The organism is Nostoc sp. CALU 1950 (assembly GCF_051172895.1).
In the GTDB taxonomy this organism is placed as follows: domain Bacteria; phylum Cyanobacteriota; class Cyanobacteriia; order Cyanobacteriales; family Nostocaceae; genus Nostoc; species Nostoc edaphicum_A.
In genome coordinates this window covers 1-26,098 of record NZ_JBDNJQ010000118.1, presented here as the reverse complement: position 1 = coordinate 26,098, position 26,098 = coordinate 1, and the positions used below count along the sequence as shown (strand labels likewise).

Genomic DNA, 26,098 nt, shown 5'->3' with positions numbered 1-26,098 from the left:
ATTTACCTATGGGTTCAGCGCGATAAACCTCTTTCTCTATGGTGATGGGTTTGGGGGGAGGGCTGTTCTTCAACTCCTGAATAACCATAGTCAACTTCTGCGTGTGATTCAACAGTTGATTCCAGTTCTGCTTTAATTCTGTTATCTCGCTCTTTAGCCCTTTGAACTCTAAGCTCTCTAATGTCGCTGATGACTTGGGCGTATTCTTTAACTGCGTCAGTAAGGGAGTTAATTCTTGTCTCAAATTCTCGTTGCTCTTCTCGTACTCGTTCGAGGAGAGATTCTGATTCTTCAGTTCGCCCGTCAGCATCTCGATAGTTACCATCGCTTTGCTGAGGAGTTGATTCTGAATTAAATTCGTTTGCGCCCATGCTTGTAACTCCGCCCTATCTCTTTCACGTTCAGTTTTTTGTGACTGCTTAAAATTTTCAAACTCTCTATATAATCTGCCTAGTGCTATCTTGACTTCCCCCTGTTCACTGCTCTCTACGGAATTGGCAGTTTCAGAATGAGGATTGCTGTGATTGCCGTTGCCATTATTGTTGTTGCTCATTAGTTTTCTTTTGACCCCGACGAGAAGTAGACGCAGTAACTTTTGGCTGTTTTGAAGTTGAGGTGTTCGACTCAGCAGCAACCAGAACTTCTTGTTGTTGTAACCCTAGATAAGCTCCAGCTTTTTCTAGCTCTGGTTTGGCCTGATCTAAAAACCCACTGACCAGTAGGTAATCTCCAAAAGGAAAACCATTCTCTTCAGTCGCAGCCGAGTAAGGCAGACCTTTTTCTGTCAACGTGTCAAAGGTCGAGTAGTCTAGCTCTGGCATTTCTATTTCTATGCCTTTCAATTCAGATATCGCTGCCGATGTTTTGCTATTCTCCCAACGCTGAAAACCTGAACCTTTATCCCAGCAGAGATTTTTCACTATCACATAATCTGCTTGAGCGCCGCAGAAGTCAGCCATAGTTTTTAAGCTAGTGATGACTGAATACCCAAGGTTAAGTACAGTCACCAGCGTTACTCTATAACCCAGATCACCTGCAATCTTAAATAGCCCAAACTTACTGATAATTTCCCTAGTTTTATTGCTTGATGCCCCCGGCATATCTACTATTATTGAGTCGGGTGATTCGGCTTTGATTTCCGTAAAGAAGCGTTTCGCCTCTGCCACTTCCAGGAAGTTCAAGAGTCTTACCCCTGAGCCAAAATTTTGATAGTACTCGTACAGTTCTGGATTCTCTGTATCTGCGTCATAAGCTAGATAATTAATTCCTTTATTGTGCATTACATCCAGCAGTAAGCGAGTAAAGGCAGTCTTACCTGTACCGCCCTTGCCCCCCAGTATCATCACGATACGTTTCATAATTCACTCCTATCAGTGATATTAAATTGGGCAGAAGTCTTAGGTGTTGTTTTATTTCGTTTACTAGTTTTAGTTGATGATGAGCCGGATGGTTCACTACTCTCAATCAGTGAACTATCCGGTTCTACTGGTAAAACCGAGTCATTATTTGAGGTTGATGAATCAGTTAATTCTGGCTCGGAGTCAGAATTAACTGATTCATCAACCGCTTTATCTGATGATGAATTACTCGAACTATTCTCATTTGTTGTTGTTGCTTTTTTATGAAAACTCTTCAGACCACTGGCCGCTAGTTCTACCCCATGACCCTTAAACACATCAGAAACATCGTCATAAGAGTAGCCAGCGTCTAACATATCTTGAATAGGTTTAGCCAAACTAAGAACTAAATCTGACAGGCTGATAGTTTTAGGTGTCGCGGCTTTCTGTTTAAGACTGGTTTGAATATCTTCGATTTTTGATAAAGGGACAGCTTTCGGTTTGCGCGACATATTCAGCACTAGTAATAAATTATTCCATTGTAAAAAATTCGTGGTCAAAAAAAGTTTAAGTTTCTTGTCGTGATGTGACGAATATCAACAGAAAAAGGTTTGTATCCTCGTGAGGTAGACTAGTCTAAAAAAGCAGTTACACATGAATCAATATCCTTCGTATCACTAGTATGGCCAGCATTGCCCAATAGACCATGCCCTCGGTTACACCGAGGTAATTCCAAACAGCCACTCGTGGATCGCCAAAGTCTCATACTCCCCCAGTCTCCGGTTGTGCCCCCTGGTTCTGGTTTACCCTAGCCCGTCGGGCATAGGCAAGCAATACGCCGTAACGCACTACGTGCTACTTTACCCTCCGGGTAAAGCGTCGTGGTTGCTTGTTGGGGGTATCCCCCAAACCCCCGAAAACCCGTTCTTATCAAGGGGTTAATAAGTGAAAAAAGGTTCCGGGTTATTCGCCTACCTGCGCGGCACTGCGTGCCAGCGCAGCTACAGCGAATAACCCGGTTAAAAATGAAGAAGCAGATAAATAAACGCTTAACTATTTATGCAGCCAGACCCGCGTACCAATCTCAGTAATCAACTAGCTGACACATTAACCAATCGGTCAGTAGCACCAGATGAAAAGCGAGAATTAACCATCACGTTTAGGGCTAGCTATGCCGAGAAAGCTAGGTTAGAGCAACGGTGTAGTGGAGTGGTGCAAAGTGACTATATAAGAGCGAGATTATTTGATTACCCTCTACCACATCCTAAATTAGTCATTCCCGAAGTGAACCGACAGGCTATCTACGAGTTAAAGAAGATTGGTAACAACCTGAATCAGCAGACCAGAGCTATTAACGAAGCTGTGAAAATTGGTAGCCAACCGTTGACTAACGAGGTGAAATCATATCTGAAAACTCTTGAAGAACTGACAGCACTTTTAGAGCAGACTCGCCAATCACTCATTCAAGTATCAGTAGAAGGGCAGGGCAATGATTACCAAAGTCAAGGCTAACAAATCATTTCGTGGCACTACTAAATATGTACTTGATAAAGAGAAAGCCAAAATTATTGGCGGGAATATGTACGGTAAAAGTACCAATGAACTGGTTGAGCAGTTTACCCTATCAGCCCACCTTAACCCCCAGCTTAAAGACCCGTGCTATCACTTAATGCTGAGTATTCCTAAAGCTGATGGGAGTCTAACTGATGATGAATTAGCTAATCTGTCTCAACGTCACTTGGCATCGGTCATTGTGTTGTCGCGGCTTCAAGGTGATGAATCCCAAGTCAAACAGCCAGATAAAAGGATAGTTGACACCAAACTGAACCAGCTAGTTGATGAATTTATAGAATCAGAATTACCCGCTTATGACTTCTTTATAGCGCGGCACTCAGACAAAGAACACGACCACACTCATATCGTGGCATCCAGGGTAAATAACCTAGATGGTAAATCCATACGCACTTGGAATAATTACGTCCATTCGGAACACTCAGCGCGACTGTTAGAACGAGAATTTAACCTCACGCCAGTACAGAGTAGTTGGGAGAGTAAACGTAAAGCCATGACTCGTAATCAACGAGAACGAGTTGAACGAGATGGGCTTCCAGGCGAAGAAATAATGAGGCAGGCGATTGAGCAATTGGCAGTAGATAAACCTACAATGCCAGAGTTTATCGAGCGATTATGGTCAGAACATCAGGTTAAAGCTATCGTTAGTTATTACAGCAATGGGGGAGTCAGAGGAATTAAGTTTGGCATTGATATAAGTTCAGTTAATGAAGATGCTTCACCTCGGTTACTCTGGAAACAGGGAGGTAATCTCAACAAATACAAATGCTCATTTAGCAAACTTCAGAGCGAATTGGGCATAAGTTATGAAGCCCAACAAGATGATGCAGAAATTAAACGGCTAACTCAGTTTATAGAATCAGCCATAATTCCGCCAGTGAATCCACAAATAGTAGAACAAAATTCATCTAATATAAATACAGGTAATTTTCAAAAAATACCCCAAAAACCCGAAACTATAGCTGAAGTTAAACCCTTACTAACACAGGCTCAATCATTAGAACTATACAGGTATTACAGCCTTGAGCTAGAGAATGAATTAGTCACAGACCGAGATAAAAAAGTGGCTTTTAAGGGGCTACAAGATGGAAAAACCAACCCAGAAGTTGAAGAAATACTCCAAGCTAGCCCTGCTGATTGGAATGAAGAAGAAGCAAGGGCATTAGTATTAATTGCTAAATCTCAAGTACCACAAAGGCAACCATCAACTGAAGCACAACGGGCAGAACAACAGCAATTAAGGCAAGAGTTACTATCTATAGCTGTTCCTGTATGTGTTGAGCTAATCAATCACTTACTCAAAGGTACTGCTAGAAATAGCCTAAAATTTAAACACTCTACTGTGTCAAAACAAGGTAGAGAATTAGTTTTTACTCATGATGAACGAGGTGAGGTTTTTCGTGTCAAAGTCAACCGTAACTCTCAAGGTGAGATTGAGTATTCCGTAGTGAACATAGGTGAAGTTAAGCAGTCAGATATTGAGATTTGGGAAAAAGCAAATGAGATATTGCTTGAATATATAGAACATGAACTCCAGCAATCAAGAACTAGAGATAGAGGATTATCCCTATAAAGTCAGATGGAGGGTAGGAGCGCAAGGACGCAAAGGGGAAATTTATAGTAATGTTTAAAGCTAGCTTCCTTTCTAGCCATAACTTGAGGTCAGAAAATATTCTTGAAAGAGGGTTAGAAACATCATTGCTATTTATGCCATAAGAGGTATGCGTTTGAGTGAAAATCTACTTCGCATCTGCCCATAAATTAGCACGTATTTTTTATCGCCTTTGGAATTCTGACGATCAATTTATTGACCATCACATTGATGCTTATGAGTAACGGTATCGAGAGCGGGTAGTTAATAACCTTAAGAAGAAAGCTCAGGCTTTTGGTTTAGAACTTACCTCTATTTCTGACCTGACGCAATGTGTTTCTTGAGAGTTAACCCTCTATAAAAGCGGTATTTCACTATTTCCTCTGTGTTTGTATCCTAAATAACTATTCTTTGTAAGAAATTATTTCTTGTGAAAATCAAAAGGTAGAACTTATCTTACACCTTTTGATTCATGGATTTGAAACAAATGATGTTTACAGTAAAATGATTAGCTAATAATCATTTTACTGTATTTCAACTAGAGGAAATGCAAGAACAGAAGAGTGAGAAGAGAAATTGTAACGTTGCTTTAGAACTGCTTAAAGGCGAGTAAACGAGACTTTTGAGTAGGTAGGTGATTATGTTGACTCAATTAATCCAGTCTGAACTACTGACTGAACTGTCTACAAAGGAACAACAATTTTTAGCTGGGGGTGTTGGAAACTTTCAAGTTCAGGAACGTTTCCATTGTGATAGATGTAGTGCAGGAATTTTTGGTACTCGTCCTTGTAGATGTAGAACTCAGACTCGAATTTGTGGTACCGATGTAAACAATAAAATTTATTGCGAAAATTGGAGGGGTTGAGTTTTAAACCTGAACCCAGATTTTTCACAAATTGGGTTAGTGTGAAGGTCGCTGCGACCAGGGGCAAACTAGACTGTTTAGTTTATTGACTTCCCAAAAAGTACCGAATTTTGTTAAAGAGTCGGAACTTTACCTAAAGAAATGACAATTTGATAGCCGCTATCTGGTGCGAGAATCATGATTCACGCAAAGCTTTAACCGGATCGAGTTGGCTAGCACGTATAGCAGGGAAAAAACAAGCACCCACGCCTACCAGCAAAGCTGAACCCAAAGACAACATGGCTGTTTGGCTCTCAAATCGATATGGCAAGCTAAATGTGCCAGCAATTACTAGGGTCAATCCATGCACCGAGATGATTGCAGCTATTCCTCCCACTAAGCTTAAAATTACTGCTTCCAAAATGAACTGCTGTAAGATATCCAGCTTAGTTGCACCAATAGCTCGTCTCAAACCGATCTCCGCAGTACGCTCAATCACAGCAGCTATCGTGATATTGGCAATACCAACACCAGCAATAAGTAGCGAAATCATTCCTACAGCAATCAGTCCTCGCGTAGCGAGTTCTAAAGTTTCTTGCTGTTGAATAATATCCTCTACATTATTTGATACATAAATATCTGAGCCTATAAGCCGTTGTTTTAATAACTGCGTTGCTTGCCCTTCCAGCTTCTTCAGATTTTTGAGCTTATAGGGACGCATTGAAATTGCATCAATGCTTTGACTACCTGTTATAGCACTGTAAGTTGAAATAGGCATCAGTAAACTACCTTGGGGTTGTTCTCCAATGTCCAATTTAGTTTCAATAACTCCGACAATCAGAAATAATTTCCCGGAAGTAAATAGGAGTTGACCAATAGGATCTTTACCAGATAAAATTTTATCTTCCAAAAATTTATCAATCACTGCTACTGGTCGATAGTTAACAAAATCAGCAGTATTAAAAAAACGACCCTTCAACACTTTTCTACCAGAAGTGAGCAAGTAATTTTGAGAAACAGCTAGTATCAAAGCCTTGCTTGTCCGACCCTGAAAGACGGCTTGATCAGAATTTACAAAATTGTAAGCACTAATTACCTGAATATTTTTTATCCGTTTTCGTAGGAATTCCATATCCTCCAACTTTGGTTGCCTACCTTTTGCTTCTAAGATATAAACAGAGGCTTGCGGTGCTTCTCGCTTTGCCAACTGTTTAGTAATTACAGCACGACTAATACTACTTACCTGAAGAGTTGCATTCACTGCTGCTACACCCATAAACACGCCAAGAGTAGTTAAAGCAGAACGCAATCGATTACTGAGTAATGATTTAGTAGTAAGAGTAACAAGGTCTTGGAGAGAAAGGCTCATATTGGGTAGCAGGAGAAAAATGGAGTTAGGAGTACAAAGGCAACAGACGCTAGAAAAGGAAAAGTAAGCTACTTGGGGTTGAGTGAAGCAGCAGGACTGGTAGACTGGTCATTTGATGAACCTTCTATTACTGGCATTCCTGGTTTCAGTTCAATTTCCGGTGGAGGCAGTATAACTTTGTCACCTGCTTTTAAGCCAGATTTGACCTCAACAGTAGTTGCCCCCTCTACTCCTAATGTCACAGTCTGTTTGTAAGCTTTGCCTTGAGTGTCCTGTATCCAAACATAGGGTTGGGCTTCAGAACGTTGAATTGCTTCTAACTTTAAAGTCACTACATTCTGACGTTGCTGTACAACGAGTTCCACACTGACTTGGCTACCGGGAATTAAGGTGTGGGTTGGTTTATTTAGCTGCACAGTTACAGGTACTCTAGCTTGAGGTGATTGACTAGGTGTTGATACCTCAGAAGCAGTAATCGCTTGAGGATAGACACTCCGCACTTTTCCAAGGAATGTTTTTGCATTTGGACCAATAACTTTGATGCGAGCCAGTTGGTTAACTCGAACTTTAGCAGCTTCAAGTGTCCCCAGTTGAAGTTTTACCTCTTCTTTTGTGGTATCGCCTAGTGTAAGTAAAACATCACCAAACTTGATGCCATCCCCATCTTTGACTTGAATGTCAAGAATTTTTCCTGTGATAGGTGCATTCACTATATTATATTGCTGTTGCTTTTTGAGCCTTTGTCGCTCTACTTGCAAGCGTTGGAGTTGTTGATTTGAGGTATTGACTTCTGACTGAGCTTCTCGCAATTGTGACCTAGCTGTTAAAATGTTATTTTGCTGTTCCAAAGAGCGTTGTTGCTCTAGAGTTAGACGCTGAAGTTCAGTCATTTGAGTGCTGGTTTGTAACTCTGCATCCCTCAAATTAGCCTGAGCCTCATTAAGTGCTGTTTGCTCTTGTTGGAGAGTATTGCGAGAGATAACACCTTCTGCTGCTAAAAATTTATAATTTTGAACTTTCTCTTGGTTGGCAGCAAGCCTTTCTTTTGCTTCAATAATTTTTTGGCGGCTACGTACTAGGCTAAGTCTCTGTTTTTGAATCTCCAATTGTTGTTGTTTATTCCGCTCTTGAGCTTGGTTGTAAGCAGTAGTTAGCTTTTCTTTTGCTTCGCCAACTTTCTGCTGATTGCGTACTAGGGTAAGTTCTTGTTGATGAATTAGCAAATCCTGCTCAGTAAGGCTAGTTTGTTCCTGTGGATTGCGAAGAATTAGCAACTGCTGACCAGAGGTAACGCGATCGCTAACTTTTACCAGTACACGCTCTACTGCAACTTCTCCTGGAGATTTTAGGCTTTGTTGATTCCCCATCTCTACAATGCCACTTTCATTAATTGTGATTTCAACATTGCCTCTATCAACAGTAATAATAGGCATTACAGGTGCATCAGTATATTTATTGGAATTTGATATGTAAAATAACCAACCACTAAAGCTGAGCAAAGTTAAAATACCCGACCAGGCTAACCATCGAGTTCCAGTTTTGAATTTATTTTTACTTTTACCTTGCTGCTCTGTAACCAACACTTCAAATCCTTTTATAGTTGCAAAGTTTTACAACAGTTTAAGAAAAAGGACAACTTTACCAGTTTAAAAGCTGTAATTTTTTGCCTGCATGTTCCAAAGCGTGGCATACTCGCCTTCGCGTAAAAGTTCTTGGTGAGTCCCATGTTCAATTAAACGACCAGCCTTTAGAACTAAGATGCGGTCAGTGGTAGTAAAAGCTACCCTTGAGCCAGAATGGGAGGCTCGTCTTGAGCCATCAACCTACTGTTTTTGACCCGGAAGGTCAATTTTCTTACTTTTATTTCTTACTTTCACTAATTATCATCAATAAACGCATCATAAATTTTTAAATTCATTGATTTCAATCTATATTTGACGTTGATCTCTTCAAAACCAAATTTATACAATATATACTTGCTACATCTGCGGATTTTTGTAATTATTCGTTATATAGTTAGGAGCGATAATACGGTGCGATCGCTTCTAGTGGTGAGCGTTGTTAGAACAAAGATAGAACTATTAATTATGTAAAGTTAGAAAATATGTATTAGGTGAACTTAGGCTGTCAGATATTGAGACTTGGCAAAAAGCCCAGCAGGTATTGCTTGAATATATAGAACATGTACTTCAGCAGTCAAGAAGTAGAAATAGAGGATTATCCATGTAATGTTATCTATTATCTATTTCTTGCTTTAATACAGGTTTGCTTTTATCTTCTGCTTTAAATACAATTGTTAATAGTCCTTCTTCGACTAAACTACGTACTAACAATAATTTAGAATCATCATTTAAATTGCTAGGAATTGATTTAACAGAAAATGATTCTTGAGAATTGGCAATAAACCTTAGTGTTGATTCTATGTATTTAGGTCCATGCACTTGGTTTCCTGGAAAAAGGATACTAACCCGATCAAAATGATTAACAATTTTACAAACTATATCTTGTCTTTTACGCAACACAGTATCTAAAGTAATTTCGCTAATACTATCAAGTTGAGTAAAATGACCATGTGAGATAGGGGGATATTGTTGAAATAATGTTTCTGCAAGTTTTTCAATTCCATCAGAAGCATAAGCTTTCTTTACAAATAGCTGTAGCATTTCTGCAAGCTGTTTTTCTAAAAATAGTTCATTCTTGTTGTAAGCAAAGCCAATTGGTAACGATTTCCGAAAGCGTACATCTTTTTGAGTAACTGATTCTAGCACTTGAGCAATAAGATTACTCCAGCTAAAAGGATGAATGCCTATAGTCAGATGTAAAGACGAACTTTCGGAAGTTAATGCCTTATGAATATAGCCACGTGGGATGTACAAAAAGTCCCCAGCATGAAGATAAATTTTATGCAATGGTTGCCCAATTTCATCTTCTTGCCATTCCTTCTGCATTTGAATATTAGGTAGTGGTAAACTTATTGGAGAGCCATAAATATGCCAGTGTTTACAGCCTTCTACTTGGAGAATAAATACATCATGAGTATCAAAATGTGGTTTGAGTCCTTGAGCATTTTTAGGGGTTAAATACATATTGGCTTGCACTTTGCAGGAGAAGAAGCTTTGTAAGGTTGTACAAAGTTCTGCTATTGGTTTCCAGCGTCTTTGCAGAGCATTTAAAATAATCGTGTTTCCTTGAGAGTAGAAAATGTAAAGTTGATTAAGGTTTGTTTCATTAAAGTTAGTAGATTGATATGGTTGATCAGATTTACAATTTGCTAATATTATATCTTCTCCATAAAAATCGTTAGCACTTGTAAAACATACAACTGATTCAATATCTTTTAGAGAAAATAAAGCAGAATAATAATTGGGTAATCTTCGAGCAATAAAAAGTGGTTTCTCTTCCCAATACTCCTTGAGAAATATTTGCTGAGAAAATGGTTGGAGTAATTGCTCCAAACTAAAGTAGTTTGTAAACATATAGCAATACTTAATTATTTATGAATAAGGTTTATGTTGATGCCGATACTTGTTGACTGACCAGATTCGTCGCTCATCGCGTTCTGTTTGTGCAAACTTGACTGAAGCTTGGCGTAAACGTCGATATGAAGCCGCATTTGTAACCAAACTTAACGACTGTGAAGCTGAGGCTGCTGAAACTCAAACCTGGATTAAATTTGCAGTCAAATGTAGTTATCTTAATGTTGAAACAGGTCAAGAAATTTATGGAACTTATAATCAGGTTTTAGCTGGGCTTGTCAGCATAATCAATAATCCATCACCTTGGTTAAGGCGACACTAACTTTGGTAAAGCCATCAAGCGATCACCGTAGCCATTGAATTAGAACGCAATCGGATACTCTGCTCTTATCAACTGTTTATTCCTCTCAATAAAGTAAGTAGAGAAATTTCCTCGCCCTATTCATTCATCATGTTCGCATTCAGCCTTCTGTATACAGTGGAATGCCAAAGTCACCAAGAAAAGTTAAGGTAATATCTGCATACTTTTTACCACTTGTAGAAGCATCATGAATTAAATTATCGGTAGGGGCAATGTATGCCTCGTTTGGTCTTACTGTAAGCTTAACTACCGGGTATGAAGGATATTGTTTCATAAACTCGTTCCCTAGCTCAGTTCCCCGATAATGCTTATAAATGTCCTTAGGAGCTAACAAACCTAAAGCGTAGAACATATCCATTAAAGTTAAATTGATAAACAAAAAGAAGCGATCTTCACAACCCAAATTAATACATACGCGATTTCTCGATTTATGTCTACGTCTAAGAGGATATCTATCCCAACTATCTAAGTGCATACCAATATAAATATTTTCGGATTGATTGTTGGCGCAATTGACTGTCACTGTTTTCAATCCAGGTGGCTTAATATGCAGACCTAATACTTTAAATCTTTCTCTGGATAGACAATAGGGCGTCAGATAGTTGCTAACTTCTGCAATAACATTTTCAACTTCTGGATGTGTAACAACAGCTTGCCATGCTTCCAGTGCGATTACAGGACTCTTCCTAACATTTTCCAGTATTGCTTCTAGTGGTGCTAAAACCTTATCAGGGATACGAATTAACCCTATAAATGGATGTAAATCCTGCCTGCTAATATTTGTTAATTGTTTATTGATACCCAAAAGACTTTTTTCTTCAGTATTTGGTTCTCTCCATGATTCTTGAGGCACGAAAGCACCTTTGCAATATTTAATCTGAGTCAATGTTTGTTCAATTTTTTTTGACGTGCCTGAACTCAAGAAAATTCTAGGTTTTTGAAAGTCAATATTTGTCTGAAAAAAAAGTTGAATTCCCTTTTGGAACTCTAAAGTTTTCTTGATTAACATTCAATTCCTCTAACAGTTGTTTAGTTCAAGTTTAAAAAAAATTATATTTGGCTCATACAGGAGAAGCTAGTGCAGGTATAGCAGCTAGAGATTTAGACAAAGATCCAAGTTCAATGTTTTTAAGACTACCGTTGATTGGATCGATAATTCCAGCTTGTATTAAACGTATCTCGATGTGCTGTAAAACTTCTTTTTCTCTAACACAATAAATTTTACCTTGTTTATCAATCTGGTTGTAGGAAATACTTAATTCCGCAACTGGGTAGCCAGTACAACTACCAAAATATCGACATGATGTACAAGTAGATATAATACGTTTTTCTGCTGCTGCTATTGCTTTTTGATGACCAATTCCTAAAACTATCTCTTCCATAGATGTGGTAAATAAATTACCGTGACAAAAATTAGGATTGTAAGCATCTGCATAACTGTAAACATCGCCATTGACATTTACTAAATAGATTGATTCCCATTCCAGTTTATTATAAAAATAAGGTTCACAATTGGGAGTATAGTAATGAAGAATCTGTGCAATATACTCGACAATTGGGCTAACTACAACTAATTGATCGCTCTCCATCCACAAGTCAACTAGAGTACAAAAAGCTTTTAATACATCGTTGTCATCAATTTCAAATCCTGTATGTTGTCCATCGAATGCACCATTAAATAAGGGTAAAATCCGAAAAGAAATATTTCTGCTTTCATAAAATTTATAAATTTCCTGAACATAAGGTAAATTCAATTTAGTTAAAACAGTAATACATGAAAAAGAAATATTTTCTTTTTCTAAACGATTCATATTAGCTAATACTTTTTTTTGTGAATCAATATTAGCTTTATTAACGCGTAGACCTCCAAATAAATCTATAGAAATACCTACACTATCAAAGCCATTTTTTAATAATTGAATAGATTCTTTGTTAAGTATAGTTAGATTGGTTTGTACGGTATTTGTAACATTGCCTCTAAGTTCAGCAAAAACTTGTTGCTGCTGTTCGAAGGTTTGCCAGTAATAGTCTGGTGGTTGTAAGAGAGGTTCTCCGCCATGCCAAACAAACTCAATTTCTACGGGATGAGCCAATTTTAGATAATAGCTAGCAATATGCTTGTACATTTGCTCTAATTGCTCTAGCGTAATCGCTGCCTTGTTACCAAGTTCTAAAAATTCATAGCAATAACGACATCGCAGGTTACAAAATTTAGAAGATTTAATAACAAATTGAACTTTCCTAATATTGGTTTCCATATTTTTACTTTCACTCATTTTTTTTTTAAATTCGACCTTTTACGACTTAACGGGGAAAGTTAGGTCCTGGATATGGTCTTCCTGGATATGGTATTGGATATGGTCTTCCTGGATATGGTATTGGATATGGTCTTCTTGGATATGGTCTTCTTGGATATGGTCTACGCTTTCCGCCCTGTATATACTCGCCCTGTATAAACTGAGGATCTGGCCTTAGATAAAATTGAGTTGTACTTGCTATCAAATTTTTTTCTTGGGGAATTAGTGATTCTAGTTTTTCAGCTAAAATCGGGGAAAATTTAATAGAAGGTACAGAGTTGATAGCCTCTTGAGAAGGAACAGTAAGGCTGGATTTTCCCGCGCTGGCTGGATTGTCAAGTAAAATGGATACTACGGCGATTAATAATAGAGACAGACGAATTGATAATTGATTGGGAAAAAAATTCATACAAAGGGCTCCTTGCAAATTTAGCTAAATACTTGTGATACTACTAAGCGAAAAAGGCAATTCTTCTTTATCGCTCCCTTTATGGAATCTAATAATCGATACAACAGACTTATAAGCTATGTTCCTTATTAGAATTGGGTTTAAGGTTTTGAAGCTTCTTTAGAAAAGCTTTACTTTAACCTCGTACCATAAGAGAAATGGTAGAATTGGCAATTCTAGCCATGATGTTAGAAAATAAAGCTCCAAACTTAATTACTACTGTCTGCGTAAAAAAGCTGGTTTCGATTTTTATTGACTCAGAGTAATGGAAAAGCGCCATAGCAGTCCTAAATGAGTTACGAACACAATCTTTTGTTTTAAAGCCTCATTCATGCCTACTCTTGTTTGTAATTCAAATAGGATTGCTATATATTTGTGCTGTCTTTCTTGTCATCTTCTAAATATCTATTAATTACTACATCATTCTTGAGAAAGACTTAAAAATATATCTGCTATATAAATGGGAGTAAGAAGAAAAAATAAGAACGTATAAAGGTATACACCCAAGGTAAGAGCATCTCAATTAGGCTTGACACATTTGAGTTGGTACTTAGACGATTTTTAAATGAAGTAACTAGGAATAAACTTTCTCTTCACTTAATTGACTCTTACTACCTTCCAAGCTGACTGGTTCCCAATCGAACCTGACCTGACAAAACTGAACGAGCCACGAGTAAACTGCTGTTCGCCCTTCTTGACCCTCGGCTTATACCCAATCAACCCCTCGACTTCAGATGAAGAGAGAAGCCAGCCCTCGGTAGCCGCAAGCTGAAGCTCTTTAAGGTGCTGTAGTGGCTCGGCCGGGCGGAGGTGACGGGCGATCGCTTTCAAGACTGCACTCCTATGCAATCGCGTCAAATATCGCCACTGTTTCAAATACCGTAATATGCTAAGTGCTACTGGCGAGATTTACCCTGTCGCAGTTTGGCGAGAATCAGAATAGCTTATCAACGTACTCTTGTAGGTCACTGCGTTTAACTCGCCACCCCTTGCCAATCACTTTGGCTTTTAACTCACCTGCCGTAATTGCATCTCGCAGAAATTCCCTTGACAACCCAGTTAGCGCTTGTGCCTCTGCAATAGTCAGTAGTAGCTTATCAGCGATCGGCACTACTGGCTGATTGTCGCCTCTGCCCAGCAGCCCTTCAATGATTGAGGATAACTTATCAATTACCCCAATCTCGCCAAACTCCGCAATCTCGCCAGAAGAATGCACTAATTTACCTGTCTGTGGCTGTTGCTCTGTCGCTATTTGGCGAGATTCAAAGGCAGGTTTTATAGTTGGTTGATCTAGTTCTGCTTTAAAAGCTTCTAGTTCAGTTGGGTCAAAGTTGGCAGTTGGGCGAGTTTTACCTTTCTCGTACTTAACACTAATTCGCCCTTGCTGGACGTAACGCTCAAGGGCGCGAACGCTGACACCTAAATAATCTGCTGCTTCCTGCTTGTTCATAAATCTCGCCAAATATCGTAACTCGCCAAAATCCTATCAGTGATTGGCGAGTTTTGGCGAGATTGAGAAAACCATTATTCCTCAGCTGTGCCTACGCTATATCTCACCTAAAATATAGGACTAGGTGCTATACTTTAACCCAAGAGACTATAAAATGAAAATTTACAAAAACCGTACTTTTGACCGTTGGGCACGAAAGGAAGGGTTAAACAATCTTAGTCTCTGTAACGCTGTAAACGAAATGGCAGCAGGGCTTTATGATGCTGACCTGGGAGGTGGACTGTTTAAAAAACGCATAGCAAAACCAGGGAAGGGTAAGAGTGGTGGATTTCGGACACTAGTAGCTACTAATAATGAAGATCGTTGGTTTTTTATTTTTGGCTTTTCAAAAAACGAACGCAGTAACATTGACAAAGATGAAGAAGAAGCTCTTAAAATGTTATCCAAGCAATTACTTGCTTATACACATGATGAACTTGAGCAAGCAAAAAATAGTAATGCGTTAATAGAGGTGATTTGTAATGCGTCAGAAGAAATCAGCAATTCTTGAAGCAGTTCATGAGACAGCAGAAGACCTACACAAAGCTGGGCTAATGAATCAAACTACATTGCGCGAATTTGAACACCTATGCCTACCTCCTATTGAGCCTCTAGAACCATTACAAATTAAAGAAATACGGGAATCATCTCAAGTTAGTCAAGCTGTTTTTGCACGTATTTTGAATATAAGTACTTCAACAGTTCAAAAATGGGAAATAGGACAAAAGCGGCCTAGTGGAGCATCTCTTAAGCTACTGCACTTGGTCAAAAATCGTGGGTTAAACAGTGTGCTGTATTAAAATTTTTGGCTTGTTATTTTCTTCTATTATCATGTCTAACTCTGCTAATGTCGCACAAGTTTTTAGCACATTTGTCAACCTAACAAAGGAACTCAAGCCGTTTGTAAAAACAGATGACTTGAGAATTGCATTTGATAGTGAAGGTCAGGTTTATCTTATTGGGGATGACTTTCAGGAGCAAATCCATGCCAATTTTTCATTGTGGCGTGAAGTTAGGAACGAAATAAGAATCTTGATTGCAAAACACCGTTCTCAGTATAAACCGGATGAAAAAACTAATCCTTAAATTCATGACCCGTATCATATCGATTTTGGTGTGATGCAGGGTTGAGTGATAGCGCTCAAGATAGGGTTAATCTGAGGCTGAATGCTTTGCAACAAGCTGGTTTGCCTCGATGTCGCCAAACTACACATTTACCGACATCGAAGTAGACAAGCGACAGAGGAATAATGTACTAAAGCTAAATTAACAACTTAGATTTAATTAAAATACAAAAGTTTATAAAATCTTGGAAACTAAGCAAATCATTCTTTTTATCTTGGATTCTTAATAATAATTGTTCTAAATAATACTGCTTTACAACCTCACCTGGTTTATTTTTAGAATAGATAATTTTTTTTGCTTTAAATAACTCTTTTAAATAATTTTCATGAAATTGAGCATGAGTATTAAAGTTATAATATTTACCCATTAATTCCGGGCAATTAGCAGAAATATCATAATAATGAATATAATCTAATAAGGGAGTACTTTGTGGCTGTCTTGAGTAAATTTTTCTATTACCTAAAAACCAAGTTTCAAAACAGCGATTTTGGATAATTACAATTAGCTGTATGTTTCCTAAATGAATATTTTGAAATTTTAAATAATCAATTACTTCCTGTTTTCTATAATCATACGAAACTTCATCGGCATCTAAACAAACTACTAAATAGTTATAATTACCATTTTCTTGTATATCTATGATAGCATTTGGAAGATGATGATGAATTATCGAAGGATAACCGTCCGCACTGAAAAGATAATAGTTGTTTTTAACAACTTCACAGTAATCATCAACTCGTTTTAGTTCTGGTAAAAGATAAGCAAGCCAAGCCGGATAGACTTTTCTCTCCGTACTTTTTCCTTCCACAAGAAAGTAGATATTCATTCTATTCAACACCCTCTTTATAAGCGTCAAGATTGATCAATTGCATGAAGGCTTCATGCTTAGATTTTCCCAGATTAAAATACTGAGAATCTTTGGCTTTAACTACGCCTCCTCGACGCGTCACAATCTTCCAATTGTCTATCCCAATTCTATTGATAATATAGGGATGATGACTGGTGATTATAAACTGCATTTTTTTATTTATCAAAAGTAAGTCAGTTAAAACATCAATACAATTAACACCTAGACTATTTTCAAATTCATCAATCAGAATTACTGTTCCTTCAGCAGATAAATAAAGTTCGCTAATATGCATTAATGTCCTAAACATCCCGGAAGAAATTCGGTTTTGACTAATCCAATTATTCACCCCCTTTTCTTTTAGTTGAACGAAAGGATACTCTGCTAATACTATAGGTAATTCTGCATATTCATTTGGAGCTAATTTTATATCTTCAACCTGAAGAAATATATCTACAAAATGTTCTTTGATTTGATTGAATATTTCGGGAAAATAGTTAGAAACTAACGCTAGTTTAATTTGAGTTGGTAAGTCACTTTCCTTAAGAGAATCTAAAGACGAAGATGAATATTTTTTTGCTAAAGGTGCATATCTAATAATATGAATCTCATTAATACTATTCGATTGATCATTATAAATTATTTTATTAAAACCTTTATATACTGGGGAAATATCTTCTTCTTCACTTAAGATGGCTATCGCACTTTGAAAAGGAGATAGCTTTGGTAATACTTGATTGTTAAATATAATTTGATTATTATCTCTCTCAATAATATTTTTACCGTTTATGGATAGAGATTCATTATTAATTTTAAATTCTGATTTTTCATTCTCATTATCATCTACAATTAAAGATCCATTTGTTTTACTCTCAAATTCTCCATTCCAATGATATTCTAAACCATTTTCAGTTGTAAAATGAATATCCCATTTAACTCCATTCAATGATTTTCCTTGGGCTATACTTTGTATATTAACAATCGATTTTAAAATTTGTGTTTTTCCAACACCAGATATCCCTACTAAAAGAGTTAAATTAGAAAAATCTATTGTCTCAAAGTTCCACTTTCTTTGAAAATCATAATAAGTTATTTGATTTATTTTCATATTTACAATTGTTCCCCTATTTCTTAAATTATTAATTTTAATATTAGTGTTCGTAATACGAACTTTAGCTAATTATTAACACAACTGGTTCAGAGTTTATACTGTGATATTAAGTTAATTTAAATACATAAATACCCAGCCAATTATTTAAGTGCTATTTTTGATTTTTTGATTTGATATTCAATGCCTGACACGCTTACACCCCGAACCTCCTGCACCACAATGCTTTTAATCGTTGTGTGGCAGAAAATGTCAGCTTCGGTGAGCTTACCCCAAGATGTCACAAATCACCCCAATCAAAATTCAGGAAGCGTCGAGCATTCAGCTTGGTATATTTTTCAGTGTGCTTGATATCACGGTGTCCCAGGAAGTCTTGAATTTCTCTGGTGTTATACCCCTGATTCACCAGATAGTAACCGCAGGCGTGGCGCATCATGTGACAGTGAACTTTGATATCAAGTCCCGCCTGCGCTGCCAATCGCCCAAGCAGCTTTCGCACCGCATCAGTAGACATCACCTCACCACGCTCGGAAACGAAGATGTATTTGCTATCGGGCAACATCTCTCTGAGTTGTTTGAGCAATTCCAGTTCATCATCTCTCAAGGGATGCACCCCAGAATCGCTGCCCTTTTCCCTGGTGATGAAAATCTGACGTTCGGCCCACATCAGTGCATCCCAGCGCAAACCGCATTTAGACCCTACAGCTTCCCCCACCCTCAGACCGTGGCGAAACATGAGCAACATCAGTGTATAATCACGGTGAGCATAACGAGCTTTGCGTTCTAGTGCAGCATCAAGAAGACTTCGCACCTCACTTGGTGTAAGGTATTCTCTAGACCTGTAATGCTTGTTAGGTAGACGAACTGGGGGCGGTGGCCTCATTTACTCTTGCTGGTAGTGTCCGGTGTACGCGTCTTATTATGGACAGTCTACTACGCCACAAGCCCCATTCTCTCGTTGAGAGACAAGCCACTAAGAAGTTATTGCGAATTACTATCAATTGATAAATACGTCCATCTTGGCTCAATGCCAAATAGTCAGTCTACGATGCCTGCGATTTTCTCGTTGCGATCGCGGTTGTTGGTCAAATAATCAAAAAAATTCCTTGTGTAAAGCGAGGATCAAAAGCATCTATAGCCCTTTATAAAGCATCTTAGATGCTTTTTTAATTAGGAGGATGTCGGAAAAGTGGAGTTAGACGACATACCTATGACAGAAGTGCTATCACGTTTAGAAAATCCTGGCTTGACAGATTAAAATAGTAATGGACTAATATTTTGTTTTCATTCACTAACTTTAGTTATAAAAGTAACTAAAAATATTATGTATATTAGCGAAAATCTAACTGATATATTGTCAAAGTTATATTATTTGAACTCTGATGAATTAAAGATGTTAAAAAAGCAAATTAATTCTATTACCAACCTGCAATCATCGATTTGAGCCAGGATTAATTGCAACTATAAAGACTTCAATTTTTATTGTGTTTCAATCCGCTTAAAGTGGCAGCCCCGCCGCCAACATTTGCTCTTGCAACTCACGCGCCCGCGTTGGGTCAAGTTGACCACGAAATAACAACTTAATTTCAGCCGGTTTGGCATTGAACTGTTCAGCCAAGTCCCTCACGTTATAGCCATGCCGAGTGAGAGTCGGTTCCAAATCATCAATTTGGGCGTCACCGTGGGATAAAAAGATAGTTGGAAGCGGCAATATAAAAATCCTTGCCCCAGCCAACCCCCCGATTTGGGGATTTGAACCCCATAAAAATCTCCAGCTACGATTAACATCTGCTGAGTCGGTCAGTGGTGTAAACATAGATTTACACCACTCATTAAAACACAGGTTGCACTTTAAAAGGGTTGATGAATTTTCATTAGGCATCTTCCGAAGAAAGGCTTACGTAATTTTTATTAACGCTAAAAGTGTAATCCTGAGTACTATCTAGCCGTTCGGAAGTGATAGGTATAAAACTTTTTGATGTGTCACTGTCGTAGACAATGTATGGCTCGGTGACATTTGTTGTACTTCCTTTATTTGCTAGTAAATACGATTTTGGCTTTGCTAGGTTTCCATCTAAACCAACAAACGTTATTGGTTGTTTTGAAGCATTAGTAAATAAAATGCCGCCAGAGTTGATCGATGCTTCGTAATCGCTTAATTCAAAGAACAAGTCATTATTGTAACTATCTAAAAAAGTGGTTGTGTTTTTCATAAATATGGGATTGGTTTGACAGAAGCTAATTAACCATTTTTATATAAAATAAAAAGTTTCTTTTAACTAGTCTTTAGTTAGATTGCTATTATTTTTCTGATAGTTAAATTTATTTCCAATGGTAGAAGAAATTATATTTCTTCTATCACATCTCAAGAATTATTTCTAATCAACTGTAACAATATAGACTCAAGGCTTTGTAGTGCGGCGTTAGTGGTGCGCTGGTGTTCTTCAAAATTACGCTGATGTTGTTCGTGGCTATCACGTAACTCAAGTAACACATCATCTAAAATCGCACTACGAGCTAAAACACGGTCAACATTATCTGTAAGGTTGTTGACTCTAGCCGTAAGCTCTCTCATCTCTTGCCTTAGTTGATCTTGCTCTAATTGTGCATTAGCTTGACGTTCTGCTAATCCTAAGATTATTTGTTCAGCGCGGTCGGGGTAAGAGGCGGTTGCCGACGGCAACCGCTTCCACTCCTCATTTCACCCCTTTATGCACGAAATAGAGAAGTGTGATCGCACTTCTGTTGCACTAATTATTCAAGTAAACATCGATAGGTTGCTCGATAAACACACTTATCTCCCTTAATAATATCAGAAGAATAACTTGGGTCATAGTTATACACTTCTGCCTTAACTAATTTTTGATTAGTAACATTTGCTAATGCTTGGCAATTATTTTGGGCATCTTGCTGAGCACGCGCTGCACCACAATTACGAGTCCCTCTTCCTTCTAGAAAGGCAGGTTGAGTCCAACCTCCTCCTATTATGGTTGCTGTTTCTTCAAGAGTAATCTCCGAAAATAAATCCTCATTTTTTACTTCATGCAAAAGTGTAGCAAAAGCTATTTTATGTGACATAAAAACCTCACCATCAAAATCAAGTTTTGGTTATTTAATCAATAAATAATAGAAAATAGTAGTTAATAACTTTTACCTCTATAGATATAAAAGAGAAATTCTAAAGGAATAAAATTGTTCCAAAAACTAGTATCCTAAATATCAATTTGTCTTAATATTATTTTTATTAAAAGTTAAGAAATAAGAGATACTACTACATTTTTATTTTTTATTCATCTATCTATCCGATGAAAAAGCGTCAAAGCTTGGTTTTAGCGTGCAAAATTTTAATTCCCCAATATCATTTTTGAGATAGTTTACTCCTGTGGACTTAAAGTCTACTTTTTACCCCTATCCCTTTCTAACTTTTTATAGATACATTTATTTGTATTTATCTATCGGAAGATTGGAGGTTATTTTGGCGTGAGAGATAGCATTAACTTGAGACTTAGTTAAGCCTTTTAATTATAAACTTTCTGGTTTTAGAATGAGGTAACTAATATGGTTATTGAAGATAAAATCCGCAATATTTTAAGTGAAACAGAATCAGGTTTTAGAAAAATTCTGTCTTATGAATTAGTGAAAAGTGACCTTACTGGCAAAACATACGAAGTAACATTCAAAGAAGTTATAAGCGGTGTAAGTGGTGTAGATACAACAAGAGTATTTATACTTATTAAAGATTTAGCAACTTAACCAGACTATACTTAATCCAATTCACGTATAAATTAACCCTTTGGTCTTTGTGACTGAAAGGTTGTTTTATTGACTCTATTCTCAATAATTTTCTGCACGGAAACACGTCCCGTCTACTCGATTTTGGCAAAAGGGGGGGGGACGGGACGTTGAACAATGGCTCAACCATAAGGGTCTTGCACATTGAGTTCCCCTATAAAAAGGGGGTAAATTTGACATCGCCTACACGACGAAAAAACCCCACACTCAACATACGCAGATAAACCCCAAAACCCAACCGCCAAAAACTCAACACAAACAGTCCGGACATCCCCACTAGCTTTTGTCAATTTGACCGCCTAACCGCCCCAAAACCTTAATCTCTCGTGAGCGCCAGTCAGGGCTGACTCGACTATTGCAAATACTTATTTATTCAGGGGGCCACACAACAGATATAACCCCATGATGGCGTTGACTGATAAAACAAAAAAGCGGTTTTTACTCACCCGTTTTTAACTTTGGTTTTGGTTTTGGTAATGGTTTGGTACGCGGCACAGAGGTATTATCCAGACTAGTCGCTTTTGACTTACCTTTCTTTGGTGCAGGTGGTGGTGCTGCTCTTTGCGCTTTCTTAGCTGCTGACTGCACTGTGGCTTTATCCTCCTTAGACGCTTTGAGAAATCTCGGTGCAGCTTCTTGTGGTAGCGCAGTCAGTGCAACAAAACCGAAGACATCACGCCCCGGCAGAAATTTCGCCTTGATTGTGACAAAAACTGCGCGTCCTTGTTCTTCTTTAGCCACCTTGGGATTAAATCTGAAGGGTCGGACGGGTGCATCCTTCCATAGCAAGGGTATATGACTTGCCTTCATGAATTTCACCTTTCGGGCAGGTTCGGACTGCTTAATAAATTCGAGTCTTTCATCAGAGAAATTTCGGAACACCGAGATACAGGGAGTTGAGCAGACAGGAATGAACTGCCATAATCCCGATAATTTAAACTCCAGGTCTTCTAACTCTCCTGAAACGGCATCTAGTTTTCGCCCTCTATCAAAGCCCACTAACTGAAAAGCGATGCGATGCGGTTGCTCTCTGCGTGGAAAGTGAATTGCCTTTGGATAAACAACCAAACGCTGATTATGGTTGCCAGTATTTTCTATTTCCTTCTTGAGAGCGTTTAATACATCCCATTGTCGCTTCGAGTAGTAAAGTGGGTATTCATAGCTACCGATAGTAACAGTGCTTTGTCCATCTGAACTGAAGTTGATATCCCCAGTAATTACCCCAACAGCTTGAAATATTGCTGCTGGCGATTCAATTTCTATTGATGTTGACGTATCAACATTTACTTGCTCTCCATACGTAGGGTTTTCAACTGTCGGTACTGCTTGGGTTGACTCAAGCGAGGTAAATTCAGCAGATGCCATGATTATTGTTAATAGGAGAGAAATCGCGGTCTAATTCAATCTTAATTGTCTATCAAGTGTCTACATGACTGGCGGCATTGTCGATGCTGCCAAATTCCCTAATCGGGTTTTACATCGGTGACAATAACTGTTAACTGATTTAACGCAAATGATGCAGAAATTTTATCCAATCACTCCTGAAGATTTCTAATTGACATAATTGACCTTTAAAGCCTCGATACTCAATTGTTGCGCTACAAAAATATGAAGACATTAGTTGAACGCTCTTAATGATTCCGACTTGCCACTTGTGAACACTGTCGTTGAAAAACTCAACTTTATCCCCAACTTTCACTGACGGGCGAGATAATTCGTTTTGGGTGGTATTTATCAATTCACCATCTTGTTGAGGAGAAAACCCAGCTACAGCAGGGGTGTCCAGGCTGTCCAAAGAGTTTTCGGCAAGACTTACTTGTTGGACAGGCTCAAACCCAGTCACAGCAAGGCTGTCCAAGTTGTCCACAAAGTCTTTGGGGACTGAAGGGTTATCAGTTAAATTGACAAATTGATTAACTCCACAATCAGAATTTAACTCATCTTTTTTTTGCAATGCTAATTCTTGGGGGAGGACAATTGGACAGGGTGGACAGCCCTGCTGTGTAAGGCTTTCAGCCTGTCCAGGGTCAAGTCCAGGGGTATTTGGTGGGTGGACAGGGTGGACAGGTAAGCTGTGTAAGGGTTCTGGCGTTTTGGTGGGGTGAAAAAACTCCTCAAATTCTTCTATTCCCCCCTCAAGGCATTTATCTTTAAAGCAATACCAAAATTCCGCCCTGGATTGTGAGCTATCCGGTGGCCCCTCCGGTACTTTCATCTCAAATACCCCAGCCAGTGGTTCAATGAATGCAAAGTGGGACTGAATTCTTTCACGCTTTCCGTTGACCGTGGGTGTCCAGCTACGTTCCTTGAAGTTGTGGGGCAAGACTGTTTTTAAATGGCTAATAAATTTGGACATCCCCAAAGGTGCATAACCATGTTCCCGGCAGTAAAGTACATACCAACTGTGTAAACGACTTTGTGGGATAAATGTTTCGGTCGTTGAGGGGCGTAAGCACAAGTCCACAAAGGATTTGGTCGAGTCCCCGTACAAAGATGCCTCTAGCGCCAGATTCTTTGCCCGATCCGAACTTGGTGGCGATAACAAAATGCGATCGCGTTCTGCTCGTGGCATCGCTAAAGCCCAAGAAATTATGTCCGACTTCACCTCTTGTAGCTTCAGCCACAAGTCTGGGTCAGGGGTTATATCTCGGTTTTTTACTGGGATTGGGTAAGCTCGACGCATCCAGCCGTCGCCAGCATTTTCGATTTGTAGATGACTTACAGAGGCAATCCAAAACCGAATGTACCACTGGATTGAATAAGCTACTGGATTGAATAAAGCGCGTCCGCTCATTGGCCCATTGTCAACTAATTCGTAAAAAGCTCGGACTCCTTCGGCATAACCTCCTACGTCAGGGAATCCAAATATCCGCTTTCCACTTAAATATTGATGCCGTCCTTCAGGTGTAGAAATATCCGCAAAATGTGTGGCGCTACTAGAGCCGGACTCGCCAAATAAACTACTCCAAAACCTTCCCAATGTCCCCTTGCCCCCACCACTTAAGCCAATTAAGTGGGGAAACCGACCATAAGGGGCAGTTGGGTCTAAAAACATACTCGTGAACGCCCGAATCACTTCAACCAATTCTGACCCAAAGCTCTCATTTAGAAATTTGAGAAAAACTTCTGGGCATGGTTTGTTGGCTTCATAATCGTGGGGAATGATATTAGTCAGGTAAAAATCTTTGCGATGAGGCATTTGTTCACCAGTTCGCAAATCAACAACACAATTGTTAAACCCTAATAAATGAGTATTGGTTGGCAGTGGTTCTGCTGGTTCTAAGCGACTGCGGCAATATTTAAAGGCAGATTCCTTGTGTGCGTTAGTTTCGTAAGGCTTGGTTATTCTCCAACCAAATGTCTTTGTGTAAGAGAGTTTGTAAGCGGATTCTCCAGCGTCAGCGAGGAGCTTGTAAGCTTTATTATCATCTTGGTGCTGCCATTGGTTATTCTCTTGTGACCACTTGTAAAAGGATGAATTCAGTACCATCCATTCAGTTTGAGGAAAGATTTTTCGGTAAGCCCAGCCATCAAAAGTACCCGCCGTCACGCAGTTAGAATAGGGTAAATTCATGGATTGGCATACGGATTTGTAGAATGCCTCCGGGTCTGCTGGATCAATATCTATACTGAAATTAGATTTTTCCGTAACTTCTTTTTCAATAGTTTCAGATTCTGCCAACTCAAGCGATCGCTGCGCTACTGCCGCGTGGATCTCCTCTTCTAGCTTGCGGATAAACTCTGGTACTTCCATCTGCCCCAAGATTTCTTTGATGTCACTTGATTTATATGGTAAATCGGGGCAGATGTCGTGAGGGTTAATTCCAATAAATCCAATCCCAACCTCGGCTGCACAGTCCTGGCAGGTCTGGAGTTTCTTTAAGCCAGTGTCATCGGGGTCATGCAGAAAAACGATTAATCCTATGCCTGCTTCAATTGCGCGTTGATATTCAGGCGTGATAGTCTTTTTATCCCATCCACTGCCTTGAAACGTAATCCCAGCAAGACCATGCTCCCGACCAACTTCTACGCATCCCTCGCCTTCATGCTGAAGTAGTGCTGGGGTGACATTTACTGATTTAGCAGCAGCGATCGCTTCATCAATGCGGTATGCTCCCCAAGGCAAATCGCCTTTTTTCATTTGAGGTGTGCCATCTGAAAGCCTATGCCATTGCCGAAAGGTCTTGCTGTAACCTTTCTCCTTATTGGCATCTGGCCACTGGTAGCGAACTATCCATTGCGATTCTGAGTAAGGATAAATTGTTTCGGTGGCACTGCCCTCAACATCTTTTGGTGGTTTACTCGTTAATTTTTTCGGTTGGGGTATATCTGTTACAGTAGAGGTCAACATCACCAAACCTAATTCACCATCTGGAATTGGTGCTGGTTTGGGCAAGATTCTCTTGGGCTTCGCAGCCAAACGGTTTAGGGATGGAGTGTAA

Annotated in this window: 24 protein-coding genes and 2 pseudogenes; 7 read left to right on the top strand and 19 right to left on the bottom strand. The window is 38.9% G+C overall.

Translation table 11 applies throughout. The features are described from left to right. The 3 genes from ABF638_RS26260 to ABF638_RS26250 all read right to left on the bottom strand — a co-directional run. A partial coding sequence (locus ABF638_RS26260) for a hypothetical protein (protein ID WP_435025837.1) occupies nt 1-553 on the bottom strand: 553 nt, incomplete at its 3' end. Then, nucleotides 537-1,358: a hypothetical protein gene (locus tag ABF638_RS26255; RefSeq protein ID WP_435025836.1), complete on the bottom strand. Its 822-nt coding sequence runs from the start codon at nt 1,356-1,358 to the stop codon at nt 537-539. The genes ABF638_RS26260 and ABF638_RS26255, both read right to left, overlap by 17 nt. Next, nucleotides 1,355-1,897 carry a hypothetical protein gene (locus ABF638_RS26250; RefSeq protein ID WP_435025835.1) on the bottom strand — a complete coding sequence of 181 codons (543 nt, stop codon included), beginning with the start codon at nt 1,895-1,897 and terminating at the stop codon, nt 1,355-1,357. The genes ABF638_RS26255 and ABF638_RS26250 overlap by 4 nt, the downstream gene beginning before the upstream one ends. A 499-nt stretch (nt 1,898-2,396) precedes the next feature. Between ABF638_RS26250 and ABF638_RS26245 the strand changes: the two genes are divergently transcribed. Both ABF638_RS26245 and ABF638_RS26240 read left to right on the top strand, forming a co-directional pair. After that, nucleotides 2,397-2,849: a plasmid mobilization protein gene (locus ABF638_RS26245; protein ID WP_435025834.1), complete on the top strand. Its 453-nt coding sequence runs from the start codon at nt 2,397-2,399 to the stop codon at nt 2,847-2,849. Beyond that, nucleotides 2,827-4,482: a relaxase/mobilization nuclease domain-containing protein gene (locus tag ABF638_RS26240; RefSeq protein ID WP_435025833.1), complete on the top strand. Its 1,656-nt coding sequence runs from the start codon at nt 2,827-2,829 to the stop codon at nt 4,480-4,482. Before ABF638_RS26245 ends, ABF638_RS26240 begins: the two co-directional genes overlap by 23 nt. A gap of 1,058 nt (nt 4,483-5,540) precedes the next feature. On the opposite strand, the gene ABF638_RS26235 is transcribed toward ABF638_RS26240, so the two are convergent. From ABF638_RS26235 to ABF638_RS26225, 3 genes are all read right to left on the bottom strand, one after another. Then, a complete protein-coding gene (locus ABF638_RS26235; protein WP_435025832.1) occupies nt 5,541-6,713 on the bottom strand; it encodes an ABC transporter permease in 1,173 nt (390 codons plus the stop codon). A gap of 68 nt (nt 6,714-6,781) precedes the next feature. After that, entirely contained in the window at nt 6,782-8,296 is a 1,515-nt protein-coding gene (locus ABF638_RS26230; protein ID WP_435025831.1) for an efflux RND transporter periplasmic adaptor subunit, read from the bottom strand. A gap of 648 nt (nt 8,297-8,944) precedes the next feature. Then, nucleotides 8,945-10,189, bottom strand: a complete 1,245-nt coding sequence (locus tag ABF638_RS26225) for a cupin domain-containing protein (protein ID WP_435025830.1) — start codon at nt 10,187-10,189, stop codon at nt 8,945-8,947. A gap of 43 nt (nt 10,190-10,232) precedes the next feature. On the opposite strand from ABF638_RS26225, the pseudogene ABF638_RS26220 reads away from it, so the two are divergent. Next, nucleotides 10,233-10,511 (top strand): annotated as a pseudogene (locus tag ABF638_RS26220) (four helix bundle protein); the annotation flags it as partial. A 139-nt stretch (nt 10,512-10,650) separates the two neighbouring features. Here ABF638_RS26220 and ABF638_RS26215 read toward each other — a convergent pair. From ABF638_RS26215 to ABF638_RS26200, 4 genes are all read right to left on the bottom strand, one after another. After that, nucleotides 10,651-11,559, bottom strand: a complete 909-nt coding sequence (locus ABF638_RS26215; protein ID WP_435025829.1) for a hypothetical protein — start codon at nt 11,557-11,559, stop codon at nt 10,651-10,653. Between the two features lie 52 nt (nt 11,560-11,611). Then, nucleotides 11,612-12,826, bottom strand: coding sequence for a radical SAM protein (locus ABF638_RS26210; RefSeq protein WP_435025828.1), 1,215 nt, complete (start codon nt 12,824-12,826; stop codon nt 11,612-11,614). A 1,066-nt stretch (nt 12,827-13,892) separates the two neighbouring features. After that, entirely contained in the window at nt 13,893-14,171 is a 279-nt protein-coding gene (locus ABF638_RS26205) for a hypothetical protein (RefSeq protein WP_435025827.1), read from the bottom strand. Nucleotides 14,172-14,229: 58 nt separating this feature from the next. Then, nucleotides 14,230-14,745 (bottom strand): helix-turn-helix domain-containing protein, encoded by a 516-nt coding sequence (locus tag ABF638_RS26200; RefSeq protein ID WP_435025826.1) that lies wholly within the window; start codon nt 14,743-14,745, stop codon nt 14,230-14,232. 154 nt (nt 14,746-14,899) lie between these two features. Between ABF638_RS26200 and ABF638_RS26195 the strand changes: the two genes are divergently transcribed. From ABF638_RS26195 to ABF638_RS26185, 3 genes are read left to right on the top strand one after another with little or no spacing between them, the layout of a single operon-like run. Further along, the gene (locus ABF638_RS26195; protein WP_163937725.1) at nt 14,900-15,295 is read left to right on the top strand and encodes a type II toxin-antitoxin system RelE/ParE family toxin; all 396 of its coding nucleotides are present in this window, start codon (nt 14,900-14,902) and stop codon (nt 15,293-15,295) included. Then, entirely contained in the window at nt 15,267-15,584 is a 318-nt protein-coding gene (locus tag ABF638_RS26190) for a helix-turn-helix domain-containing protein (protein ID WP_179077090.1), read from the top strand. The genes ABF638_RS26195 and ABF638_RS26190 overlap by 29 nt, the downstream gene beginning before the upstream one ends. 31 nt (nt 15,585-15,615) lie before the next feature. Next, nucleotides 15,616-15,870 (top strand): hypothetical protein, encoded by a 255-nt coding sequence (locus ABF638_RS26185; protein WP_179077089.1) that lies wholly within the window; start codon nt 15,616-15,618, stop codon nt 15,868-15,870. Between the two features lie 175 nt (nt 15,871-16,045). On the opposite strand, the gene ABF638_RS26180 is transcribed toward ABF638_RS26185, so the two are convergent. The 7 genes and pseudogenes from ABF638_RS26180 to ABF638_RS26150 form a co-directional block, all read right to left on the bottom strand. Then, on the bottom strand, nt 16,046-16,735 hold the full coding sequence (locus ABF638_RS26180) for a hypothetical protein (protein ID WP_435025825.1): 690 nt from the start codon (nt 16,733-16,735) through the stop codon (nt 16,046-16,048). 1 nt (nt 16,736) lies between these two features. After that, nucleotides 16,737-17,864 carry an AAA family ATPase gene (locus ABF638_RS26175; RefSeq protein ID WP_435025824.1) on the bottom strand — a complete coding sequence of 376 codons (1,128 nt, stop codon included), beginning with the start codon at nt 17,862-17,864 and terminating at the stop codon, nt 16,737-16,739. Between the two features lie 280 nt (nt 17,865-18,144). Beyond that, a complete protein-coding gene (locus ABF638_RS26170; protein WP_435025823.1) occupies nt 18,145-18,747 on the bottom strand; it encodes a tyrosine-type recombinase/integrase in 603 nt (200 codons plus the stop codon). 615 nt (nt 18,748-19,362) lie between these two features. Further along, a pseudogene (locus tag ABF638_RS26165) lies at nt 19,363-19,536 on the bottom strand (ExeA family protein); the annotation flags it as partial. A gap of 202 nt (nt 19,537-19,738) precedes the next feature. Next, the gene (locus ABF638_RS26160) at nt 19,739-20,077 is read right to left on the bottom strand and encodes a hypothetical protein (RefSeq protein ID WP_435025822.1); all 339 of its coding nucleotides are present in this window, start codon (nt 20,075-20,077) and stop codon (nt 19,739-19,741) included. 152 nt (nt 20,078-20,229) lie between these two features. After that, nucleotides 20,230-20,547: a hypothetical protein gene (locus ABF638_RS26155; protein WP_435025821.1), complete on the bottom strand. Its 318-nt coding sequence runs from the start codon at nt 20,545-20,547 to the stop codon at nt 20,230-20,232. 71 nt (nt 20,548-20,618) lie between these two features. Further along, a complete protein-coding gene (locus ABF638_RS26150; protein WP_435025820.1) occupies nt 20,619-20,942 on the bottom strand; it encodes a hypothetical protein in 324 nt (107 codons plus the stop codon). A 480-nt stretch (nt 20,943-21,422) separates the two neighbouring features. On the opposite strand from ABF638_RS26150, the gene ABF638_RS26145 reads away from it, so the two are divergent. Continuing rightward, nucleotides 21,423-21,617: a hypothetical protein gene (locus tag ABF638_RS26145; protein WP_435025819.1), complete on the top strand. Its 195-nt coding sequence runs from the start codon at nt 21,423-21,425 to the stop codon at nt 21,615-21,617. A gap of 477 nt (nt 21,618-22,094) precedes the next feature. Here ABF638_RS26145 and ABF638_RS26140 read toward each other — a convergent pair whose 3' ends face one another. Both ABF638_RS26140 and ABF638_RS26135 read right to left on the bottom strand, forming a co-directional pair. Further along, the gene (locus ABF638_RS26140; RefSeq protein WP_435025818.1) at nt 22,095-23,021 is read right to left on the bottom strand and encodes a hypothetical protein; all 927 of its coding nucleotides are present in this window, start codon (nt 23,019-23,021) and stop codon (nt 22,095-22,097) included. Between the two features lie 139 nt (nt 23,022-23,160). After that, on the bottom strand, nt 23,161-26,098 hold a 2,938-nt coding region (locus ABF638_RS26135), incomplete at its 5' end, for a primase-like DNA-binding domain-containing protein (RefSeq protein WP_435025817.1).

Excerpts from the sequence above, each read along its gene's own strand:
- ABF638_RS26175 (WP_435025824.1), bottom strand. The coding sequence starts at position 17,864 with ATGAAAATAAATCAAATAACTTATTATGATTTTCAAAGAAAGTGGAAC.
- ABF638_RS26160 (WP_435025822.1), bottom strand. The coding sequence starts at position 20,077 with ATGAAAAACACAACCACTTTTTTAGATAGTTACAATAATGACTTGTTC.
- ABF638_RS26235 (WP_435025832.1), bottom strand. The coding sequence starts at position 6,713 with ATGAGCCTTTCTCTCCAAGACCTTGTTACTCTTACTACTAAATCATTA.
- ABF638_RS26170 (WP_435025823.1), bottom strand. The coding sequence starts at position 18,747 with ATGAGGCCACCGCCCCCAGTTCGTCTACCTAACAAGCATTACAGGTCT.
- ABF638_RS26210 (WP_435025828.1), bottom strand. The coding sequence starts at position 12,826 with ATGAGTGAAAGTAAAAATATGGAAACCAATATTAGGAAAGTTCAATTT.
- ABF638_RS26255 (WP_435025836.1), bottom strand. The coding sequence starts at position 1,358 with ATGAAACGTATCGTGATGATACTGGGGGGCAAGGGCGGTACAGGTAAG.
- ABF638_RS26140 (WP_435025818.1), bottom strand. The coding sequence starts at position 23,021 with ATGGCATCTGCTGAATTTACCTCGCTTGAGTCAACCCAAGCAGTACCG.
- ABF638_RS26240 (WP_435025833.1), top strand. The coding sequence starts at position 2,827 with ATGATTACCAAAGTCAAGGCTAACAAATCATTTCGTGGCACTACTAAA.
- ABF638_RS26225 (WP_435025830.1), bottom strand. The coding sequence starts at position 10,189 with ATGTTTACAAACTACTTTAGTTTGGAGCAATTACTCCAACCATTTTCT.
- ABF638_RS26200 (WP_435025826.1), bottom strand. The coding sequence starts at position 14,745 with ATGAACAAGCAGGAAGCAGCAGATTATTTAGGTGTCAGCGTTCGCGCC.
- ABF638_RS26185 (WP_179077089.1), top strand. The coding sequence starts at position 15,616 with ATGTCTAACTCTGCTAATGTCGCACAAGTTTTTAGCACATTTGTCAAC.
- ABF638_RS26190 (WP_179077090.1), top strand. The coding sequence starts at position 15,267 with ATGCGTCAGAAGAAATCAGCAATTCTTGAAGCAGTTCATGAGACAGCA.
- ABF638_RS26245 (WP_435025834.1), top strand. The coding sequence starts at position 2,397 with ATGCAGCCAGACCCGCGTACCAATCTCAGTAATCAACTAGCTGACACA.
- ABF638_RS26150 (WP_435025820.1), bottom strand. The coding sequence starts at position 20,942 with ATGTCACATAAAATAGCTTTTGCTACACTTTTGCATGAAGTAAAAAAT.
- ABF638_RS26195 (WP_163937725.1), top strand. The coding sequence starts at position 14,900 with ATGAAAATTTACAAAAACCGTACTTTTGACCGTTGGGCACGAAAGGAA.
- ABF638_RS26215 (WP_435025829.1), bottom strand. The coding sequence starts at position 11,559 with ATGTTAATCAAGAAAACTTTAGAGTTCCAAAAGGGAATTCAACTTTTT.
- ABF638_RS26145 (WP_435025819.1), top strand. The coding sequence starts at position 21,423 with ATGGTTATTGAAGATAAAATCCGCAATATTTTAAGTGAAACAGAATCA.
- ABF638_RS26180 (WP_435025825.1), bottom strand. The coding sequence starts at position 16,735 with ATGAATATCTACTTTCTTGTGGAAGGAAAAAGTACGGAGAGAAAAGTC.